This window comes from Actinomycetota bacterium (assembly GCA_036280995.1).
Taxonomy (GTDB): Bacteria; Actinomycetota; CALGFH01; order CALGFH01; family CALGFH01; genus CALGFH01.
Genome location: DASUPQ010000566.1, coordinates 1 through 2,092, shown reverse-complemented (window position 1 = coordinate 2,092; position 2,092 = coordinate 1). Strand labels below are relative to the sequence as shown.

Sequence of the window (2,092 nt, the reverse complement as noted above, 5' to 3'; positions counted from 1 at the left end):
TGGGAGCCCTTGGCCGCCTGGTGGCGCCCCGGCTCGGCCTAGTGGTTGGCGTGCTCGCCGCCATGGCGGTCGGCTGGGGGCTGCGGTTCCGGCCCAGCCCGTACGCCGTCGCCTGGCGGCGCGGGGCAGCCGGGGAGCGGCGCACCGCCCGGCTGCTCGGCCCCCTGGAGCGGCAGGGATGGGTGGTCCTGCACGACCTGGCCGTCCCCGGCAGCCGGGCCAACCTCGACCACTTGATGATCGGCCCCGGCGGCGTGTTCGTGGTCGATTCCAAGCAGTATCGCGGCCGCCTCCAGCTCGATCCATCCGGGCGACTGTGGCATGGCCGCTACCCACTCGCCTCGACCGTACAGGCCGTGTCGTTCGAGGCCGACCGAGCCGCCCGGGTCCTGGCCGATCCCCAAGTCGTGGTGCCGATCGTGGCCGTCCACGGCGCCCAGGTCCCCTGGGGCAAGGTCGTCACCCAGGGCGTGCCCGTCGTGTCGGCCCGGCGCCTGCCAAGCATGCTTCGCACCCTCCCGGCGGTGCTGGGGCCCGAACGGGTCGCCGCCCTGGCCCACCAAGCTCGGATCCGCTTCCACGCCGCCGCTTGACCCGCGGCATGCCGGGCGGCTATCCAGCTTGCGGCTGGTGGCCAAGTACGGCGTCCTGGGGTTGAAGGCCTGGCCGCAGACCCTGCAGGAGATCGGCCCCGGACCTGTCTGGACCGTCTGGAGGTCGTAGAGAAGGTCCCTAGGAGGCTCACCAGCACGGACATGACGGAGCGGAACGCTGGCATGCTGCTCGGTCACCCACGTCCCGCTCCCCGCTGCGCTGGTCGAGCTGGCTACTGGTGCTGGTTCCTCGTCGTCCTGGTCGTGCTCGCCGTCGCCAACGAAGGCTCAGCTCCTCGGCGACGACCTCGATGGTGGACCCGGGCGCTGGGGTGGCCGAGGTAGCGCCCGCAGGCGTAAGCCAGCCCTGGCGATATGTGCGTTTGATCCTTACGGTTGGGGCTACCCACCTGCAGACCGTCTTCGCCAGTGCTTGCTCCTGAACGACTGATCGTCGCCCACGACGACCAGTTCCTAATACGACAGGGGAGGCAGAGCCCATGCGTCGCCTGATCCGTCGTTCCATCGCCGTCGTGGTCGTATCGATGGCAATCTCGCTGTTCGTCTCGGCGCTTCCAGCGGCACAAGCCGCCCCCGTGAACTGCCTCCGCCAGACCCACAAGGGCGCTTGCTATGAGCCCGTGTGGGTCAACGGCGTCGAGGTGTGGATGACCTTCCCCCAGGCCGGAAACCCGCTCCCCACCATCCCGAACGCCAAGACACAGAACTTCTATGTGATCGCGGCGCAGACGGATACGCCGCAGGGCGATCTCCCGGCGATCCACGACCACACGATCCAGGCCGCGCCTGGGGATCCCGGCTGGACGCCGTTCATGCACGGCTACTTCGTGGTCTGCAGCGCCGAAGCGATCACGAGCGGCGACTGCGTGGCGGTGGTCAGCGTCTTCCCTGGCTTTGGACCCCTGCCGCTGGCGCAGAGTGTGAACGGCCAGCCGCTGACCTCGGCTGAGACGATCGAGGCCGGCATCGCCGCGGGCCTGCTCGACTTGGTCGATACGACCGCGGTGTTCGTCGGGACCGTCAGCCCTGCGAGGTAGCGAAGCGGCCTCTGCGGACCAGACGCAGATCTGCAGATGTCGGGCTGTCAGGGGAGTGCCAACGGCGGGCCGCGCGGACGGGAGGGATCCCATGAACTATCGGAGGGTCGCGACCTTCACCGGGTGGCTGTGGATCATCACCTTTGTGACCTCGATCCCCGCACGATTGTTCTTCTACGCGCCGGTGCTCGACCACGAAGGCAACTACATCACCGGCGCCGGGACCGACGCCCGGACCCTCATCGGGATCGGGGCCGTGCTGGAGCTGCTCCTCATCATCTCCAACGTCGGGACGGCGGTGGTGCCGTACTCGATCCACAAGCGCGTCCACGAGGCAGGCGCCGTCGCCTACGTGACCGCGCGGCTGGTGGAGTGCACCTTCATCGCCATCGGCATCGTCTGCATGCTCGCCATCTCCAGCCTCCGCCAGGACGCGCCCCC

At 69.0% G+C, this 2,092-nt stretch carries 3 protein-coding genes; all 3 read left to right on the top strand.

Going from position 1 to position 2,092, the window contains the following annotated elements:
- Positions 1-593 (top strand): nuclease-related domain-containing protein (locus tag VF468_19095; GenBank protein ID HEX5880398.1); only part of this gene is annotated, 593 nt, incomplete at its 5' end.
- Between the two features lie 500 nt (positions 594-1,093).
- Complete coding sequence (locus tag VF468_19090; GenBank protein ID HEX5880397.1) at positions 1,094-1,651, top strand: hypothetical protein; 558 nt, start codon at positions 1,094-1,096, stop codon at positions 1,649-1,651.
- Positions 1,652-1,742: 91 nt separating this feature from the next.
- Positions 1,743-2,092: DUF4386 domain-containing protein (locus VF468_19085; GenBank protein ID HEX5880396.1), on the top strand; the 350-nt coding region annotated here is incomplete at its 3' end.

Bases quoted from the DNA above. Each gene is read 5' to 3' on its own strand.
- VF468_19090 (HEX5880397.1), top strand. From the start codon at position 1,094: ATGCGTCGCCTGATCCGTCGTTCCATCGCCGTCGTGGTCGTATCGATG.